This is a genomic window from Massilia sp. MP_M2 (assembly GCF_039123635.1).
GTDB lineage: Bacteria > Pseudomonadota > Gammaproteobacteria > Burkholderiales > Burkholderiaceae_D > Telluria.
The window spans coordinates 67,951-85,179 of the sequence record NZ_JBCHJF010000006.1 but is presented as its reverse complement, the minus strand read 5'-3'; the positions used below and the strand labels follow the sequence as shown (position 1 = coordinate 85,179).

At 66.5% G+C, this 17,229-nt stretch carries 14 protein-coding genes; 6 read left to right on the top strand and 8 right to left on the bottom strand.

Annotated features, from left to right (window positions below; genetic code table 11):
• Nucleotides 1-6: 6 nt before the first annotated feature.
• From RCH14_RS14365 to RCH14_RS14355, 3 genes are all read right to left on the bottom strand, one after another.
• The gene (locus RCH14_RS14365; protein ID WP_343026777.1) at nt 7-1,587 is read right to left on the bottom strand and encodes a hybrid sensor histidine kinase/response regulator; all 1,581 of its coding nucleotides are present in this window, start codon (nt 1,585-1,587) and stop codon (nt 7-9) included.
• Between the two features lie 82 nt (nt 1,588-1,669).
• Nucleotides 1,670-2,431 carry a ZIP family zinc transporter gene (locus RCH14_RS14360; protein WP_343026776.1) on the bottom strand — a complete coding sequence of 254 codons (762 nt, stop codon included), beginning with the start codon at nt 2,429-2,431 and terminating at the stop codon, nt 1,670-1,672.
• A gap of 214 nt (nt 2,432-2,645) precedes the next feature.
• Nucleotides 2,646-3,146: a MarR family winged helix-turn-helix transcriptional regulator gene (locus RCH14_RS14355; RefSeq protein ID WP_343026775.1), complete on the bottom strand. Its 501-nt coding sequence runs from the start codon at nt 3,144-3,146 to the stop codon at nt 2,646-2,648.
• A 116-nt stretch (nt 3,147-3,262) separates the two neighbouring features.
• On the opposite strand from RCH14_RS14355, the gene RCH14_RS14350 reads away from it, so the two are divergent.
• Together RCH14_RS14350 and RCH14_RS14345 are read left to right on the top strand one after the other, a co-directional pair.
• Complete coding sequence (locus RCH14_RS14350; protein ID WP_343026774.1) at nt 3,263-6,049, top strand: EAL domain-containing protein; 2,787 nt, start codon at nt 3,263-3,265, stop codon at nt 6,047-6,049.
• 77 nt (nt 6,050-6,126) lie between these two features.
• Nucleotides 6,127-8,634, top strand: a complete 2,508-nt coding sequence (locus RCH14_RS14345) for a transglycosylase domain-containing protein (RefSeq protein ID WP_343026773.1) — start codon at nt 6,127-6,129, stop codon at nt 8,632-8,634.
• Here RCH14_RS14345 and RCH14_RS14340 read toward each other — a convergent pair.
• The gene (locus RCH14_RS14340; RefSeq protein WP_343026772.1) at nt 8,561-9,175 is read right to left on the bottom strand and encodes a M23 family metallopeptidase; all 615 of its coding nucleotides are present in this window, start codon (nt 9,173-9,175) and stop codon (nt 8,561-8,563) included. The two genes, RCH14_RS14345 and RCH14_RS14340, sit on opposite strands and share 74 nt — an antisense overlap.
• Nucleotides 9,176-9,304: 129 nt before the next feature.
• On the opposite strand from RCH14_RS14340, the gene RCH14_RS14335 reads away from it, so the two are divergent.
• A complete protein-coding gene (locus RCH14_RS14335; RefSeq protein ID WP_343026771.1) occupies nt 9,305-9,784 on the top strand; it encodes an META domain-containing protein in 480 nt (159 codons plus the stop codon).
• Here the strand turns inward: RCH14_RS14335 and RCH14_RS14330 are convergent.
• Together RCH14_RS14330 and RCH14_RS14325 are read right to left on the bottom strand one after the other, a co-directional pair.
• Nucleotides 9,774-11,564 carry a sensor histidine kinase gene (locus RCH14_RS14330; RefSeq protein WP_343026770.1) on the bottom strand — a complete coding sequence of 597 codons (1,791 nt, stop codon included), beginning with the start codon at nt 11,562-11,564 and terminating at the stop codon, nt 9,774-9,776. The two genes, RCH14_RS14335 and RCH14_RS14330, sit on opposite strands and share 11 nt — an antisense overlap.
• Before the next feature lie 235 nt (nt 11,565-11,799).
• A complete protein-coding gene (locus RCH14_RS14325; RefSeq protein ID WP_343026769.1) occupies nt 11,800-12,639 on the bottom strand; it encodes a glucose 1-dehydrogenase in 840 nt (279 codons plus the stop codon).
• A gap of 222 nt (nt 12,640-12,861) precedes the next feature.
• Between RCH14_RS14325 and RCH14_RS14320 the strand changes: the two genes are divergently transcribed.
• From RCH14_RS14320 to RCH14_RS14310, 3 genes are read left to right on the top strand one after another with little or no spacing between them, the layout of a single operon-like run.
• The gene (locus RCH14_RS14320) at nt 12,862-13,182 is read left to right on the top strand and encodes a thioredoxin family protein (protein WP_343026768.1); all 321 of its coding nucleotides are present in this window, start codon (nt 12,862-12,864) and stop codon (nt 13,180-13,182) included.
• Nucleotides 13,179-14,459, top strand: coding sequence for an MFS transporter (locus tag RCH14_RS14315; protein WP_343026767.1), 1,281 nt, complete (start codon nt 13,179-13,181; stop codon nt 14,457-14,459). The genes RCH14_RS14320 and RCH14_RS14315 overlap by 4 nt, the downstream gene beginning before the upstream one ends.
• The gene (locus RCH14_RS14310; protein WP_343026766.1) at nt 14,456-14,932 is read left to right on the top strand and encodes a GNAT family N-acetyltransferase; all 477 of its coding nucleotides are present in this window, start codon (nt 14,456-14,458) and stop codon (nt 14,930-14,932) included. Before RCH14_RS14315 ends, RCH14_RS14310 begins: the two co-directional genes overlap by 4 nt.
• A 4-nt stretch (nt 14,933-14,936) precedes the next feature.
• Here the strand turns inward: RCH14_RS14310 and RCH14_RS14305 are convergent, their stop codons facing one another.
• A complete protein-coding gene (locus RCH14_RS14305) occupies nt 14,937-15,740 on the bottom strand; it encodes a DUF481 domain-containing protein (protein ID WP_343026765.1) in 804 nt (267 codons plus the stop codon).
• Nucleotides 15,741-15,909: 169 nt separating this feature from the next.
• Nucleotides 15,910-17,202, bottom strand: coding sequence for an NCS2 family permease (locus RCH14_RS14300; protein WP_343026764.1), 1,293 nt, complete (start codon nt 17,200-17,202; stop codon nt 15,910-15,912).
• Between the last annotated feature and the right edge of the window lie 27 nt (nt 17,203-17,229).

The following is a 17,229-nucleotide window of genomic DNA, read 5'->3' as shown; positions in this document are numbered from 1 at the left end:
GCCGTGTCACGCGACGGCCTGCTTGGTCGACAAGATGCGCGCATCGAACAGGCTCAATAGCGCTTCCATCTGCACCGGCTTGTTCAGATGGTGATCGATGCCCGCATCGACCGAGCGCTGACGTGACGCGGCGTCGCTCCAGCCGGTCAGCGCGACAATATAGGTGGTGTCGTCAAGCAAGCCCTGCGCGCGCGCAGCGATGGCGACTTCGTAGCCGGTCATGTCGGGCAAGCCGATGTCGAGCAATATGACCTGGTAGCGAGCGTCTGCCAGCGCGGCCAGGGCGGCGCCGCCGGTATGGGCGATGTGCACTTCGAAACCGTGCAGTCCGAGCAGCGCCTGCAACAGTTCGGCTGCATCCACGTTATCGTCCACGACCAGCACCGACGGCGCGTGCCGGGGCGCTTCGACTGGGGCCAGCGGCGGCACGCTGGCGGCGGCGCTGTGCACTTCGGTGCTGACGGGCAGCGTGATGTCAAACGATGCGCCCAGGCCTGGGCCGTCACTATGCGCGCCCAGCGTGCCGCCGTGACGCAGCACGAGATCGCGTGTCAGTGCCAGGCCGATGCCCAGGCCGCTGTTACCGTCGCTGCCGCTGCGCCCCTCTTGCGTGAACATGTCGAACAGGCGTGGCAGCATGTCGGGTGAAATGCCGCGGCCCGTGTCCGTGACGCGGATACTGACCGTGCGGTCTGATTGCAGACTGACATGCAGGCTGATTCGTCCGGGCTCGGGCGTGAACTTGAACGCGTTGTGCAGCAGATTCGACACGCATTGGGCGATGCGTGTGCTGTCGACCAGCACGGGGATCGGTTGGGCCGGGACCACCAGCTCGAACGCGCTGCGTGACGTCTCGATCAGCGGCGCGCTGGTTTCCAGCGCACTGGCGATCACGTCGCGCAGGTCGGCCGGCGCCTGCTGCACCGTCAGCTTGTCGGAGTGAATGCGCGAGGCGTCCAGCAAATCATCCACCAGCCGCGTCAACTGCAAGCCCTGGCGCCGGATGATGGCGGCCGCGCGCGCCACCCCGGCATCGTCGCCCGCGCGCATCGCGATCAGCTGGGCCGCTGACAGGATCGGCGCCAGCGGATTGCGCAGCTCGTGCGCGAGCATCGCGATGAAGACGTCTTTTTGCCGGTTGGCCTCGCTCAGCTCCGCCTGGCGCGCGACGAGCGCATCTTCGCTCTCGCGCAGCCGGGTGCCGGTGGCGCGCAGCTTGCGCATGGCCAGGTTCATGCGCTCGATGACGAGGCAGTCGACGACCAGGATCAGCGCGAAAAAGACTAGCGCGATCAGGTCGCTGTGCGCCATGGCGGCCGGTGCCAGGCGAGGCCCCATGAAGAATGCCCACGCAGCCCAAGTGCTCAGGAACGCGGCCAGAAGGCCCGGTCCGAGACCGGCCAGGTAGGCCGCCAGCAGTACCGCCGGGAAGAACGACAGGAACGGGAATCCGCGCGCCGGCAAGAGGTCGACCAGCATGAAGCGGGCAGCCAGCGCCACAAGGAACAGGAGTAGCCCGAACAGATAACGCAACACGGGCGGCGCCGCGCCGTCGCGCCAGGTGCCACCGGAAAACTGGGTTTGCATGATCAGGATGGGTTGAGGTTGCGAGGCGGTGGACCTGGCGTCCGTTTGGATGGATGATTATAAACAGTAATACACTGCAAGTTCATTCAGAGAACTTGCTCAGTGCAAAGGCGGCGAGAAACCCCGCGGCAACGATCAGCCCGGCGAAATCGTGGGTCTCTTCGAATGCTTCGGGAATCATCGTGTCCACCACCATGGCCAGCACGCCCCCGGCGGCCACCGCGGTGATGGCGGCGAGAACTTCAGGCGGAAACTGGTGAAACAGCGTGTAGCCTGCCGTCGCCGCCAGGCCGGACGCCACGGCAATCGCCGCCCAGATGCCCATGATATACCCCCTCGAATGGCCAGCGCGCTTCATCCCCGCTGCGCTCGACAAGCCTTCCGGCAGATTCGACAGGAACACCGCCGCCACCATGGCCATGCTGACCCCCTGACCACCCAGCAGCGACAGGCCGATCACGATCGACTCGGGAATCCCGTCCAGCAGGGCGCCAATGGCAATTGCCGTGCCGCCGGCTTGGGCTTTCGGGTCGGTTCCCTGCTGCGGCGTGGAGCGCTTGCGGTGCTTGGCGCCCTTGCGCGCGAGCAGCCAGTTGGCGCCGGTATAGATCCCCGCGCCAATGACGAAGCCGGCTGCAGTAGAGGCGAGCCCGCCGGTCTCCACCGCTTCGTCCATCAATTCGAACGATAGCGCCGAAATCAGCACGCCGCTGCCAAACGCCATGATCGCGGCGACGAGACGCTGCGGCACTGCATAGCGCACCCCGATCCCGGCGCCCATCAGCAGGGCGCCGCCTGCCAGCAATCCCCATCCACCTGCCTGCAACCAGCCTGCTATTTCCATGCGTATTCCTGTCGTCGTGCGCTGCGCAGCATCCTCGTGTGTCCATTGGCACAAATGAGGTTGCCTTGATAATACTTTTGGGGCAATATAGGGATGTGGCAGATGGGTCGGTCGACCCGGTTGCCCCGATCAGCAAAGAGGCGGTGAGAGCCGCTTCTTTTCGTCCCCCGCAGTCGTGGGGGGCTTTTTTTTCGCGTCTGTCGATGGCTTCCCGCTACGACTGGCCAAGCGGAATTTTGCCTGCTGCCTCATCGGCATCGAGCTGCCCAATCAATGTCCCCAGATCCTGTTCGAGCCGCAGCAGCGTCGATTCGTCCAGCGTGGCCAGGGCGTTGGGCAGTACGCCGCTCAAGGGCGCCGGGGAGCGGCGCAGCACTTCCTGGCCGGCTGGCAGCACGCGCAGGGCGACGCTGCGCCGGTCCGCGCCTTCACGCGCCGCGCTGACGTAGCCGCGCTCGACCAGGCCACGCACCAGATTGCTGGCGGTTGACTGGTGGATATCGAGCGCGCGACTCAGGCTCGTCGCGCCGATCCCGGGCTGGCTGTCGATCACCGACAGCGCCCAGACCTGGGCGCCCCCCAGGCCCGATTCGTGTTCGAGCTGGCGAAAGTGGGTCTTGACCGCATTGAAGACGATACGGAATTGACGCAGCACGCGTTGCGGCGGCGCATCGGTCGGCAAGGGCGGGGCAGGGGCTAGGGGTTCGGACGACATGCGCGAGATGATAATCCAAGCGTTGTCAAAACGCATCAGCGCAATGCAGATTCTTCTGCATGCACGCGGTATCAACGCTGCGCCCGGACGCGCCATTCTGCGCTAGCATCCTCTGTATGTACAGTGCATCTGTCCACCACTCGCGTGCCTCCCGACGCGGCCTGTCGCGGGCTGCGCTGGCCACCTGCCTGCTCGGCCTGATGCTGACTGCCGCCCTGTGCGGCGTCGTGCGCTCGCTGGAGGCCGAGCGCGTCGATGCCGAATTCACGCAGCGCGCCGGCGTGCGCGTGGCGGCGGTCACGCGCGCGTTTGCCGAAGCCGTCGATGCGGCGCGCGCCGCCAGCCTGCTGTTTCGCGCGTCGCACCGGATCACGCGCGACGAATTCGATACCTTTGCCTTGCCGCTCGTGGCGCACCACGGCTACCTGAAGGCGATTGTGTTCCAACGCTTCGTCAGCGCCGCCGAGCGCCCGGCGTTCGAGGCCGAACGCCGATCCTTCTGGCCGGAGTTCCAGATCCGGGAACGCGCACCTGGCGATGGCGCCACGCTGGTGCGCGCCGGTGAGCGTCCCCTGTATCTGGTCAACGATTACGTCGCGCCCATCCTCGGTAACGCGATCGTGTTCGGCATCGATGCATGGGCGTATCCGCCGTTGCGACGTGTCAGCCAGAACGCGATCGATGCCGGCGAGCCGGTCGCCAGCCCGCTCGTCACGCTGCTGCAGGGCGGCGGCAAACGCCGCGGCATCCTGATCACCGTGCCGGTTTACCGGGGCAGCGAGCGTCCCGCGGACGTCATGGCGCGTCGCGCGGCGGTGGTCGGGCACGTCGAGGTCGTGATCGATGTCGCGCTGCTGGTGGGCGGCAGCCTGCATGCGGTACGTTTGCTTGATGACGAGGCCATCGGGTTGTCACTGCACGGGCGGGATGCGGCCGGGCAGATGGTGACGGCCTACCGTCATGGCCCCGCGCACAGCGGGAACCTGCTGCACCATGTCGAATCCATCGACATTGCCGGCAGTCAGTGGCAGGTCGTGGTCGACCAACAGCCGCAGGCATTCGGGCGTCATACGGCCGAGCTGGTGGCGCTCGCGCTGGGCCTGGTCCTGAGCCTGCTTGCCGCTACACTGGTTCAGCAGCGCGTGGCGCGCACACGCCGCATCGAAGCCCTGGTGGCGCAGCGCACTGCCGCACTCGAACGGGCCACCGGTTCGCTGCGCGTCTATGAACGGGCGATGGCGTCCAGCGCCAACCCGATCCTGCTGGTCGATGCGCAGCCTCCGGGCTACCCGATCGGCTATGCCAATCCTGCCTGCGCGCGCACCTTCGGCTACGCGCCGCACGAACTGGCCGGCCAGCCGCTGGTGCTGCTCCTCGGCACGGACACCGACCAGCCGGCGGTGCGCGTGCTGTGCACGTCGCTGCGCCAGCAACGCGAAGAGCATGCGCTGTTGACGATGCACACGCGCGACGGCGCCGAGCTGATCAGCGACGTGTATATCGCGCCAGTGCGCCGCGCCGACGGCGAGGTCAGTCATTTCGTCGTGACCGTCTACGATGTCACCACCGCCAAGCGCTATGAGGCCGAACTCGAGCGTTACGCCCGTTACGACACGCTCACGGGCCTGGCCAACCGCGCCCTGCTGGCCGACCGCATCGAGCGCGCGATCGCCGCCGCAGACGGTGCACCGGTGTGGGTCGTGCTGCTCGACGTCGATCATTTCAAGCTGATCAACGATACGCTGGGCAGGCGTGCCGGTGACGAGGCGCTGCGCCTGCTGGCCGCGCGCATCAAGCGCACGCTGCGCCCGCTCGACACGGCCGCGCGTGTCGGCGGCGACGACTTCGTGCTCGTGCTGTGCGGCTGCCGCGACGAATGCCAGGCGGCCACCCGCATCGGACAGGTGCGCGATGTCGTGGCCGAACCATTGCAGCTGGCCGACCAGCACCTCGTGCTTGGTTGCAGCGCTGGCGTGGCGGCCTGGCCGGTCGACGGCGCCGACGCCGACACGCTGGTCAAGCATGCCGAAATCGCGATGTACCGCGCCAAGTCGGACGGGCGCAATGCGGTGCAGTTCTATGCCCCGCACATGAACGCGCAGGCATTCGACCGGCTGGCGCTGGAAAGTGCACTGCGCCGCGCGCTGCAGGAGCAGCAGTTCACGCTGCATTTCCAGCCGCAGGTCGATCTGGCCACCTGTCGCGTCGTGGGCACCGAGGCGCTGATCCGCTGGCGTCATCCTCTGCTGGGCACGATACAGCCGGAGCGCTTCATCGGCCTGGCCGAAGAGACCGGTCTGATCGTGCCGATCGGCGCCTGGGTGCTGCAGACGGCGTGCCGCCAGAACCGGCAGTGGCAACGCAGCGGGCTGGGGCTGCTCCGGATCGCCGTGAACCTGTCGGCGCGCCAGTTTGCCGAACCCGACCTGCTGACCAACGTCGAGCGCGTGCTGCGCGAAACCGGTTTGCCGCCCGGTTCGCTCGAGATCGAACTGACCGAGAGCATGATGATGGGCGACATCGAGTCGGCCATCCACACGATGGAATGCCTCAAGCGCATGGGCGTAAAGTTGTCGATCGATGACTTCGGTACTGGGTACTCCAGCCTGCAATACCTGAAGCGCCTGCCGGTCGACGTGCTCAAGATCGACCGCTCGTTCGTGCAGGACATGCTGGGCAGCGCCGATGGCGCGGCGCTGGTCGACACCATCATCTCACTGGCCCATGGCCTTCGCATGCACGTCATTGCCGAGGGGGTCGAGACGATCGAGCAGCTCGACTTTCTGCGCGGCGCCGGTTGCGACGAGGTGCAGGGCCACGTCTACAGCCGCGCGCAGACGGTGGAGCGCGTTGAGGTGTTGCTGCGCGCCGGCCACATCGAGCCCAACCTCAGCGCCCTGTGACGCATTGGCGCGCCGGGCACGGGCCAACGGTCGGCTATACTTGCCGAATTGACAGATTGAGCAGGCAGGGATAGCGCGTGGACCAACAGCACAACGACGACAACACGGACAGCACGCCTGCGCCGACTTTTCAGCAACGTCTGCAACGCCTCGCCCGGCGCGCATTCACCGGGGCGCAAACCGGGGCCGGTGCGCTCAGGTCCGGCGCGCAGCAGCGCCTGCGCGGGCGGCCGCTGCCGGTCAAGCTGGCGCTGATTGCCTTGTGGACGATGGCGGCCGGCCTGATGGCGATCCTGGCCTGGCTGCTGGTGCTGGTGCCGCTCACGCCCGGCATCGACGACCTCGAGCAGGCAAGCCAGGCGCGCCCGACCGTGATCCTGGACGCCGGCGGCAAGTCGCTCGGCACCTTCGAGCAGGGTTTGCAGGAGCGGGTCAAGCTGTCACAGATTTCACCGCACGTCGTCAAGGCGCTGATCTCGACCGAAGACCATCGTTTCTACGATCACCATGGCATCGACTTCCGGCGCGTGGGCGGCGCCCTGTGGTCGAGCGTGAAGGGCACCCCGCAGGGTGGCTCGACGATCACGCAGCAACTGGCGCGCAATATGTTTCCGCAAGAGATCGGGCGGGCGCGCAGCATCAGCCGCAAGATGAAGGAACTGATCACCGCGATCAAGATCGAGAACACCTATAGCAAGACGCAGATTCTCGAGGCTTACCTGAACACGGTGCCGTTCCTGTACAACGCGTACGGCATCGAGATGGCCGCGCGCACGTATTTCAACAAACCGGCTCTCAAGCTTGACGTGCTCGAGTCGGCCACGCTGGTGGGCATGCTCAAGGGCACGCACTACTACAATCCAGTGTCCAATCCGGTGCGCTCGCTGACGCGTCGCAACGTCGTGCTGGGCCAGATGCGCAAGCATGGCGCGTTCGACGAGCGGCGCTATGCGGCGCTGGTCAAACGTCCTCTGCGCCTGCGCTTCGCGCGTCTGCCGGACCGCAGCGGCAAGGACAACCACTTCAGCGCCTACGTGCGCAAGTGGCTGCTCGACTGGGCCGACGAGAACGATGTCAACCTGCAGCTCGACGGTCTGGTCGTACGCACGACGCTCGACACCGCCCTGCAGGCGGCTGCCGAGCGCGCCGTCAAGCGCCAGGCCGACATGCTGCAGGCCATTGCCGACGTCGAATGGGCCAATCCCAATGTCCCGCGCTCGACCTCAGGCGGCATGTACACATCGATGCGGCCCAATGTCGATCCGTTTTCCTACTACTGGATCACGCACGGGCGCGAGCTCGATGCATTCGTGCGCGAGACCGGCGCCTACCGCAATGCCGTCGAAGGCGGCGAAGCGCCGCTTGACGCACTCAAGCGCATCAAGGCCGACCGCAGCTTCATGGCCGACCTGAAAAGCGCCAAGTCGCGCCTGGAAGCGGGCTTTGTCGCGATCGACCCGGCCACCGGCGAAGTGAAAGCCTGGGTCGGCAGCCGTGATTTCGAGCGCGACCAGTTCGACCACGTGGCACAGGCGGCGCGCCAGCCGGGCTCGACCTTCAAGCCGATCGTGTACGGTGCCGCGCTCGAACGGGGCATCCCGCAAGACCAGATGTACCGCGACGTCGTGCAGACATTCCGTGGCGCCAACGGCAGCGTCTGGAAGCCGACCGACATGAGTGGCAACACGGGCCGGGCGATGTCGATGCGCGATGGCCTGATCTATTCTAAAAACACGATCACCGCGCAGGTCAGCCAGGAAGTGGGCCTGCAGCCGATCATCGACCTGGGCCAGCGCCTGGGTATCCGCCAGAGCAAGCTCGAAGCCGTGCCGGCGCTGGCGCTGGGCACCAGCCCGGTGACGCTGCTGGAAATGGTCAGCAGCTACGCGACCATCGCGGCGCAGGGCGAATACCGCAAGCCGATCTTGGTGCGCCGCATCGAAGACCGCGACGGCAACGTCATCGCCGACTTTGGCGGCAGCGCGCCCGAGCGCGCCATGTCGCAGCAATCGGCCCTGACCCTGATCGACATGCTGCGCGGCGTCGTCACGCGCGGTACCGGCGCCGGCGTGCGCAGTCGCTTCGGCATCTACGGCGACATCGCCGGCAAGACCGGCACCACCCAAAACAATACCGATGGCTGGTTCATCATGATGCATCCGAACCTCGTGGCCGGCGCCTGGGTCGGCTTCAACGACAACCGCGTGGCCATCCGCAGCACCTACTGGGGGCAGGGCGGCCATAATGCCGCGCTGCTGGTGGGTGACTTCTTCCGTGGCGCGCTCGATGCCAAGCGCCTCGATGCGGCGGCCCTGCTTCCAGGCGGCAAGCGCCCGGAGCCGCGCCGCTATCAGGAAGAAGCGCCTGAAGAAGAGATCTTCGAGGAAGCGCCGATCGAGCTCGCGCCGGGCTCGCGGGCCGATCAGCTCGATTTCCTGCAGCAGCCGGTGCCGATCCAGCAGGAAGAAGCGATCGAAGTGACCGAGCCGCAGGTCGAGGGCCCGCCGGCCTCTAGCGGGCAGTTGCCGCCGGCGCCGATTCCGCCGGGCGACCAGGTTCCGTCGGCGTCTCCCGCGCAGCCTTAGCCGCCGCTGCGGCCGCTGCGGCCGGTTCGGCGCGCAGCAGCGGATACGGGTTGAGCGCGCCGTCCGTGTCGTAGATGCCGTAGTGAAGGTGCGGCGGCGTGCCTCTCGCATTGCCCGTGTTGCCGACATAGCCCAGCACGCGCCCGGCCTCGATGCGCATGCCGGCCTCGACATCGGCGTAGCGGTCCAGGTGCGCATAATAATGGCGCTGGCCGCCCGGACCCGTGACCCAGACCACCAGGCCGCCGAGACGGTTGGTGCCCACCTGCGCCACGATGCCCTCGGTGCTCGACAGGACCGGCGTGCCGCGTTTGGCGAAGATATCGATGCCCTCGTGCTTGCGGCCCTCGCTGCGCGCGCCGCCCCAGGTGTCGCGCAGCGCGCGTGCGCGCACGCCGTCGACCGGCACTGGCAACGCGCTCGGCTTGGGCATCGAGGCCAGCCGCATCGTGTACAGCGCCCGTTCGATGGTCGGTTGCAGGAGGCTGTATCCCAGTATCAGGATCACAGCCACCACGAGGGCGCGCAGAAAGATTCGCATAGGGTTCTCGTATTGACAAGTTGATATCACTCAGGTGGGGACGCTTTGCCGGATTCCCAGCCTGCAGGACGGGTCATCGGCGGGTGATGCGATATTCTAGGCGGCTACTTTTACTGGAGAGAAACAACCATGCGTTCCACCCTTTGTATCCTGTCCCTCAGTCTCGCCCTGGGCGCATGCTCGAGCACGCCCGACGGCGCATCTGCCACCGCCACCGCCAACGCCACTGCGGCTGCCACGCCAGCGCTGGAAGGCAGCAGCTGGCGCCTGGCGTCGTTCCAGACGAACGACGATGGCAGTCAGGCCCTGCGGCCCGGCACGCCGGATGGCTTCACGCTGTCGTTCGGCAAGGATGGCCGCATGGCCGTCAAGCTCGATTGCAATCGCGGCAACGGTCCATGGCAAGCGCTGGCCACCGATGCGACGGGCGGCACGTTGCGCCTGGGACCGGTGGCGACGACCCGCGCCATGTGTTCGCCGGATGCGGTCGGTACGCGCCTGGCACAGGACTTGCCGGCGCTGCGCACCTGGCGCCTGCAGGACAATCGCCTGCATACGGGACTGCCGGCCGACGCGGGCACCTATGTGTGGGAGCGCATCACGCCATAGCCGGCACGCGCACGACGAAGCAACTGCCTTTGCCGGGTCCGTCGCTGTGCACGGCAACGGTGCCGCCGTGCAGCGCGGTGAGTTGCTTGACCAGCGCCAGGCCCAGGCCCAGGCCGCCCTGGCCCCGGTCGATGCTGGTCGGCCCTTGGACCAGCACGTCGAAAATCAGCGGATGCAATTCGGGCGCGATGCCCACGCCAGTGTCGCTGACGCTCACCGCTACCTGATCGCCATCGCGCCAGACGCGCACGTCGACACGGCCGCCTTTGGGGGTGTACTTGATGGCATTGTGCAGCAGGTTGTCGACGACCTGTTCCAGGCGCGTGCGATCGCCGTCGACCCACGCGTCCGGGATCGTCTCGATGGTCCAGGCGTGGGCGCCGGCGTCGACCAGCGCCTTGGCTTCGGCGCTGCTGCGCACGATCTGCGCGACATCGACGCGGGCGCGGTGCAGCACGATCTTGCCGGACAGGATGCGCTGTACGTCGAGCAGGTCGTCCACGATGCAGGTCAGGTGGCGCATCTGGCGCCGGCTGATGTCGCGCGCGTTGGCCGCGACCTGCGGCTTGAGATTGGGCATGTCCAGCACCGACATCGCGCCCGAGATCGCCGCCAGCGGGTTGCGCAGTTCATGGCCGAGCATCGCGAGGAAATCGTCCTTGGCGCGGCTCTGGGCCTCGGCCACGCGGCGCGCGTGTTGCTCGCTGACCAGGAGCAGCTCGCGTTCATCCTGCAGCGACTTGCGCACCTGGCTCTCGCGCGCCAGCGCTTCGCTGGTCGTGGCCAGCCCCTCGACGAGGGCGTCGACTTCCTCGACCCGGGTGCGGGCGGGCAGGGCGATCGCGCCACCGGCCAGCAGTGTGACCGCTGCCGCCGCCTGGCTCAGCGCGCGTTCGAGCGTGCGGCCAAGGTACAGGGCAACCGCGACGGCCAGGCCAAGCAGCAGCAGCAGCACGAGCGCGGCATACCAGGTCGCGGTGCGTGCGGCCGCTTCGATCTGCGCCACGGGCACTCCGATGACAATGGTCCAGTCGCTGCTCTTGGAGTGGGTAAACACGCCGTAGACATCGCGCCCGTCCTGCGTCACGTGGCGAAACACGCCGTGGTTCGTGGAGCGCACTGCGGCCAGGAAGTCGGGCCCCATGGGCTGGCCCAGCGTGTCAGACCCGCGGTTGCGCATGATCGCTACGCCGTCGCGGTCGAAGATCCCGACCTTCCAGTCGTCGGCGATCGCGTCATGGCGCAGGATGCGCTCGAAGAAGCGCACGTCGAAGATCTGGCTGACGATGTTGTACTGGCCATCCGCGAGCGGTGCCGGCACGCTGACCCCAACCGACGGGCGTCCCGAATATTCGTCGATGAAATAGCCCGACACGAGGGTGCCGCCCTCCAGCGAGACCTGGCTCGCCCAGTCGCGGGTCTTCGATAACAGCTTGGTACCTATCGGTGCTTGTGTGGTGAACAGCTCGCGCCCGCTGCTGTCGTACAGCACGGTCCACGACTGTTCATTGTCCTCGTTCGTGCTCAAGGTCCAGCGCTGCAGGTTTGCATAGTCGCGCTGGCGCATCCAATCCGAATAGGCGACGCTGCGCAGCGACGCCTCGGCGGCGGCGATTTCGCGGTCGATCTGGAACGCCGTGGCGCGCGCCATTTCGCGCACGCTGCGCAGGCGCGAGTCGCGCTCCCAGTCGAGCAGCATGGACAGGCCGATCCACGAGGCGATTGCGACAGGAAGCAGGATCGCCCCTGCCATCAGGAACAGGTAAGTACGGGTTTTCATCGATAGTCGGCAACTGGCGCGACGAGAAGGCGGCATGCAGCAGATGCTGGCCGCCGTGCCGGGCCAGCGCGTATTGTACTTAAGTTAATAATCGGATGCGTCCGATCGACGTACGCGTGCCGGACGGAAATGCCGGCCTGCACGCGCATGATGGTGAACGGTACCGGAGTACAGCCCAGGCGATCGGTGTCGGCGATCAGTGTCGGCGAGCAGTGAAGGAGATCAGTGAAGGCGATCAGAGGATCGGCGTGCCGCCGGTGACGGCAATCCGCGCGCCGGAGATATAGCTGGCCTCATCCGAGGCCAGCATCACGAACACGGGCGCCACTTCCTTTGGCTGGCCGGGGCGCTTCATCGGTGTCTCGTCGCCGAAACTTTCCACTTCGTCGGGCGGCATCGTCGACGGGATCAGCGGGGTCCAGATCGGGCCCGGTGCGACCGAGTTGACACGGATGCCTTTCTCGGCAAGCAGCTGCGACAGGCCGCCCGTGAAGTTGGCAATCGCGCCCTTGGTGGTGGCGTAGGCCAGCAGCGTCGGTTTGGGCTTGTCCGAGTTGATCGACGTCGTGTTGATGATCGACGAGCCACGCGGCATGTGCTTCACCGCGGCTTTGCACAAATGGAACATGGCGGTGATATTGACCTGGAAGGTGTAGTCCCATTCGTCGTCCGGGATGTCTTCGATGGCTTCGTGGCTCATCTGGAAAGCAGCGTTATTCACCAGCACATCGATGCGCCCGAATTCGGTCACGGCACGTTCGATGATCGCGCGGCAATGCGCCGGGTCGGCCAGGTCGCCAGGGACCAGGATCGCGCGCCGGCCCGCTTCTTCGACCAGGCGCGCTGTTTCTTTCGCGTCCTCGTGCTCGTTCAGATACGAGATCAGTACGTCGGCGCCTTCGCGCGCATAGGCCAGTGCCACGGCGCGGCCGATGCCGCTGTCGCCGCCCGTGATCACCGTGGCCTTGTCCTGCAGACGGCCGGAGCCGCGGTACGTCGTTTCGCCGTGATCGGCTTTGGGATGCAGGGCGGCCTCGCTGCCCGGTGGTGTTTGCTGCTGGGATGGCATGTTCATCGGTGGATCCTTCCGGTATCTGAAGCTGGATTGACAGCTGAATCTGGAGCGCTGACTGCAGGTGACGACAGCGTGACAGCATCTGCCCGAATGGTCGGTTAGGTGACACACCCTGGGGCGCCCTGTTGCCGGTCAGTAGCAACCACGATAGGCCGCAGGGGCGTTTTCAGGTAGGCTTATGCTATTGACAAGGCCGGCATCGGCCAATACCAGGAGACCCGCATGTCCGCATCTTATGCAACCCACCAGCCCGAGCGCGCCGAGATCGACGCCGCACCCGGCGTTCTCGTGCTCGACTTCGGTACCGACTGGTGCGGCTACTGCCGCGCGGCCGCGCCGGTCATTGGCCAGGCCATTGCCGCGCACCCGGACGCCAGACACGTCAAGGTCGAGGATGGTCCCGGGCGGCCGCTGGGACGCTCGTTCCGCGTCAAGCTGTGGCCCACGGTGGTGGTGCTCAAGGATGGCCATGAAGTTGCGCGCGTGGTGCGCCCGGCCGATGCCGGCGCCGTGGGCGAAGCGCTGGCCATGGCGGCTGCATGAGCGTCGTCACGGCCAACAAGCCCCGTACCGTCCTGTTCGCCAGCTTGATCGGCACGACGATCGAGTTCTACGATTTCTATATCTACGCCACGGCCGCCGTGCTGGTGTTTCCGCGGCTATTTTTCCCGACCGCCGATCCGGGCGCCGCGATGCTGCAGTCGCTGGCGACGTTCGCCATTGCCTTTTTCGCACGGCCGGTGGGCTCGGCCGTATTCGGCCACTTCGGTGACCGCGTGGGCCGCAAGGCGACGCTGGTCGCGGCGCTGCTCACGATGGGGGTCTCCACCATCCTGATCGGCCTGTTGCCCACCTACGCACAGATCGGCGTTGCCGCGCCCCTGCTGCTGGCGCTGTGCCGCTTCGGCCAGGGCCTGGGCCTGGGCGGCGAATGGGGCGGGGCGGTGCTGCTCGCCACTGAGAATGCGCCGCCGGGCAAGCGTGCCTGGTACGGCATGTTTCCCCAGTTGGGCGCGCCGATCGGCTTCTTTTTGTCGGGCGGCGTGTTCCTGCTGCTTGGCGAGCTGATGACCGACGCCGACTTCTTCGCCTGGGGCTGGCGCATTCCTTTCCTGGCCAGCGCCGTGCTGGTCGGCGTGGGTCTGTATATTCGCCTCAAGATCACCGAGACGCCCGACTTCCAGAAGGTGTTGGACAGCAAGGCGCGGGTCAAGGTGCCGGTGGTGACCGTGATGCGTGACCATCGCCGCGCGCTGGTGCTGGGCACGTTCATTGCACTGGCCACCTTTGTCATCTTCTACCTGATGACGGTATTCGCGCTCAGTTGGGGCACGGCGCAGCTCGGGTACACGCGCCAGCAATTCCTGCTGCTGCAACTGTTTGCGGTGCTGTTCTTTGCGCTGACCATTCCGCTGTCGGCGCTGCTGGCCGACCGGCGCGGCCGGGGCACGGCGATGATGCTGGTCAGCGGGGCGATCGCCGTCTTCGGGCTGCTCTACGGGCCGCTGTTCGGGGCCGGTAGCGCGTGGTCGGTGGGCACCTTCATGGTGCTCGGCATGTGCCTGGTCGGTTTCACCTACGGGCCGTTGGGGACGCTGCTGGCCGAGCTGTTCCCGGCCGAGGTGCGCTACACCGGGGCGTCGCTGACGTTCAACTTCGCCAGCATCCTGGGCGCCTCGGTAGCGCCGTACATCGCGCTGTGGCTGGGCACAAACTACGGGCTGGAGTTTGTCGGCTACTACCTGAGTGGCGCGGCGCTGATCAGCTTGCTGGCGCTGTTCCTGGCCCGGGGCCTGATGCCGCACACGACCAGGGCGTGAAAGAACGCCGCTTCGGCGCGCTGACGGGACGCGCGCCGCACGCAAGCGATGCGGCGTTCCTGGCGGCGCTGTACCTGGCGACGCGGCCCGACCTGGGGGCGTTGCCCGTGCCGCGCAGCGTGATCGAGGGCATTGCGCGGCACCAGCAGCAGTTGCAGAGCGCGGACTATGCCGCGCGCTATCCCGCAGCCGAGACGTGGCTCCTCACCGATGGCGGGCAGGCCCTGGGGCGAATCGTGCTGGACTGGGGAAGTGACACGCTGCGCGTGGTCGATCTGGCGGTGGCGCAGCAGGTGCGCCGCCGGGGCGTCGCGCGCACTGTGCTGGCGGCGCTGCAGGATGCTTGCCGGGGCCAGCGCATGATGGCCTTGCGCGTGCGCGCCGAGAATCTCGCCGCACGGGCGTTGTACGCGGCCTGCGGCTTTGCCGTCGCGCGCGACGACGGCGTCACCCTGGAATTGGTCTGGCGTTGATGCCCTAGAACGAATAGACCATCGTCAGCGAGGTCTGGGTGTCCGTGTTCTTTTTGTCTTCGGGCACGCTGCTGTCATTGCGCACGCTGAAGCCCGCCTTCATCTGCATGCTGCCGTTGATCTTGGTCGACAGCGACGTCTCGGCCACCGAGTGCGTGTTCGATGTGCCTTTTTCGACGCTGACCGTTTGCGCGAAGAACGCCGACGGGCTGACCTGCCAGCGGAACTGCGCCGCGCCGCGCACGGTCAGGCCGTCTTCTTCTTCGTCCGTTTCGCGTTTGCCATTGAAGTAGCCCGGACCGATTTCGACGTCGAGCGTCTTGTCCGGCGCCGTGTACCAGCGCGAGCCGTAACCGACCGACAGCGACGAATAGCGCACGTAGGCGCCGAACTTGTCGTTCACGTGCGAGCCAAGGACGAACGCGCGGCGCCCGTCACCCAGCAGCTTGAACGAGGCCTTGGCCGACGTGGCCCAGCGCTCGGCCGAGCGCGTGCGCTGCAGCTCGCCTTCCTCGTTCTCGTACTCGTCTTCCTTGAAGTAGCCGCTGGCAATGAATTCATGGCTCCACTGCGACGTCTCGTGGCGGGCGTCGATCTTGCCCGTCACCGATGTGCCGCTCGTGTTGCCGGAGGTATTGATCGCACCGAGCTCGGCCGAGGTGAACCAGCCACCGTCGGGAATCGACGGCATCATGACTTTCAGCGGCGCGTGAACGTCGCCTACTTGGGGGAGGTCGGGGGCCGCGTTGGCCGCGCCGTGGACGCTGACAAGGAGCAGCGCCAGGATCGGGGATAGTTTCATCAGCATCCGTTGAGAAGCATGGGCCGCACTGCACCGCCAGACCTGCGCAGGGCAACCGGCCCATCGTTCGTGAATCGTGCGCGGCAGCCAGGCTGCCGCGAGTTGGCCGATATTGTAACGCATCGCCTGTACGACGCGACGTGCACGGCGCCCGGATCGCGCATGGCACCGGCAATCACGCCCCGACGTAGGCGATCTTGAACGCGAACAGTGCAGCGATCACCCAGACGACCGGTTTGACGTCGCGCGCGCGTCCCGTCAGCAGCTTGAGCACGGCGTAGCTGATGAAGCCGAACGCAATGCCCTCGGCGATCGAGTACGTGAACGGCATGCCCAGCGCGGTGACGGCCGCCGGGATGCTCTCGGTGGTGTCGCTCCAGTCGACTTCGCTCAGGTCGCCCAGCATCAGGCAGGCGACGAACAGCAGCGCCGGCGCGGTGGCATAGCTTGGCACGACCGCGGCCAGTGGCGCGATGAACAGGCAGGCCAGAAACAGCACCGCGACCGTCACTGCGGTCAGGCCGGTGCGGCCGCCCACCTGCACACCGGCGGCGCTTTCGATGTACGCCGTCGTGCTCGACGTGCCCAGCACGCTGCCGGCGACGATGGCGCTGCTGTCGACCAGCAGCGCCTTGTTCAGGCGCTCCATCTTGCCCTCGACCAGGAGGCCCGCGCGGCGCGCTACGCCCATCAGGGTGCCGGTCGCATCGAACAGTTCGACCAGGAAGAACACCAGCACCACATTCAGGATGCCGGCCGCCAGTGCGCCCGGGATGTCCAGCGCGAAAAGCGTCGGCGAGATGGGCGGGGGCAGCGAGAACACGCCCTGATACGTATTGCCGCCGAAGAAAAAGCTGAGCCCGGTCACCAGGACGATGCCGATCAGGATCGCGCCGCGCACCCGCAGCCGGTCCAGCGCGACGATCACGAAAAAGCCCAGCACGGCCATCAGTGCAGCCGGCTGGTGCAGGTCGCCCGCCTTGACGAGCGTGGTCTCGCTGGCCACGACAATGCCGGCGTTCTTGAGCGCAATGAGGGCCAGGAACATGCCCAGCCCGACCGTGATCGCAACCCGCATCGAGCGCGGAATACCGTCGACGATCATCCCGCGCAGGCCGACCATTGTGACGACGATGAACAGACACCCTGAAATAAACACGGCGCCCAGCGCCGCCTGCCACGGAATGCCCATGCCGAGCACGACGGCGTAAGCGAAGTAGGCATTCAGGCCCATGCCGGGCGCCATCGCAATCGGGTAGTTGGCATACAGGCCCATCAGGGCGGTGCCGGCAGCGGCAATCAGGCAGGTGGCGACGAACACAGACTCTTTGGGCATGCCCGCATCGCCGAGGATCGATGGATTGACAAAAATGATATAGACCATCGTCAGAAACGTGGTCAGGCCCGCCATGAGTTCGGTGCGGATGGTGGTGTTGTTGGCGCTGAGTTGGAAGAAACGGTCGAGCATGATGATCCTGCAGAGTACGGTAGCGCG

What these genes read in the sequence shown, in the direction of transcription:
- RCH14_RS14365 (WP_343026777.1), bottom strand. Translation starts at nt 1,587, where the DNA reads ATGCAAACCCAGTTTTCCGGTGGCACCTGGCGCGACGGCGCGGCGCCG.
- RCH14_RS14360 (WP_343026776.1), bottom strand. Translation starts at nt 2,431, where the DNA reads ATGGAAATAGCAGGCTGGTTGCAGGCAGGTGGATGGGGATTGCTGGCA.
- RCH14_RS14355 (WP_343026775.1), bottom strand. Translation starts at nt 3,146, where the DNA reads ATGTCGTCCGAACCCCTAGCCCCTGCCCCGCCCTTGCCGACCGATGCG.
- RCH14_RS14350 (WP_343026774.1), top strand. Translation starts at nt 3,263, where the DNA reads ATGTACAGTGCATCTGTCCACCACTCGCGTGCCTCCCGACGCGGCCTG.
- RCH14_RS14340 (WP_343026772.1), bottom strand. Translation starts at nt 9,175, where the DNA reads ATGCGAATCTTTCTGCGCGCCCTCGTGGTGGCTGTGATCCTGATACTG.
- RCH14_RS14335 (WP_343026771.1), top strand. Translation starts at nt 9,305, where the DNA reads ATGCGTTCCACCCTTTGTATCCTGTCCCTCAGTCTCGCCCTGGGCGCA.
- RCH14_RS14330 (WP_343026770.1), bottom strand. Translation starts at nt 11,564, where the DNA reads ATGAAAACCCGTACTTACCTGTTCCTGATGGCAGGGGCGATCCTGCTT.
- RCH14_RS14325 (WP_343026769.1), bottom strand. Translation starts at nt 12,639, where the DNA reads ATGAACATGCCATCCCAGCAGCAAACACCACCGGGCAGCGAGGCCGCC.
- RCH14_RS14320 (WP_343026768.1), top strand. Translation starts at nt 12,862, where the DNA reads ATGTCCGCATCTTATGCAACCCACCAGCCCGAGCGCGCCGAGATCGAC.
- RCH14_RS14315 (WP_343026767.1), top strand. Translation starts at nt 13,179, where the DNA reads ATGAGCGTCGTCACGGCCAACAAGCCCCGTACCGTCCTGTTCGCCAGC.
- RCH14_RS14305 (WP_343026765.1), bottom strand. Translation starts at nt 15,740, where the DNA reads ATGCTGATGAAACTATCCCCGATCCTGGCGCTGCTCCTTGTCAGCGTC.
- RCH14_RS14300 (WP_343026764.1), bottom strand. Translation starts at nt 17,202, where the DNA reads ATGCTCGACCGTTTCTTCCAACTCAGCGCCAACAACACCACCATCCGC.